Genomic DNA, 310 nt, shown 5'->3' with positions numbered 1-310 from the left:
CTAGTCGTCCGTGAACAAGGCTCTAAGCGATTGAGCAGGAGTCAGTTTTCCGGTTGGGGCGGCATTTGAGATTGCAGGGATTGGGGGCTTGAGGCCCCCGAACCTTGCAATTTTCGTTTGTGGATTCCCTTTCGCTGCGGACCATGATTCTGTGGGGCCGATGCGACCGAAGAAGCACAAGACGACGGGATCGAACGATCTGTTCCGGGCGCGGCTGGACCAGATCATCAATCTGAAGCACGAGCTGGTTCTGCTCGCCGGCAAGATCGATTGGGACTGGATCGACGGCGAGGTCGCGCCGCTCTACAGC

1 pseudogene is annotated in these 310 nt (G+C 58.1%); it reads left to right on the top strand.

Annotated elements, in window-relative coordinates:
• Positions 1-160: 160 nt before the first annotated feature.
• A pseudogene (locus tag AC0L21_RS38105) lies at positions 161-310 on the top strand (IS5/IS1182 family transposase); the annotation flags it as partial.

It is taken from the genome of Bradyrhizobium sp. WSM4873 (assembly GCF_055811355.1).
Note: the sequence above shows the minus strand (reverse complement) of the source record. Positions and strands in the feature narration are given on the sequence as shown.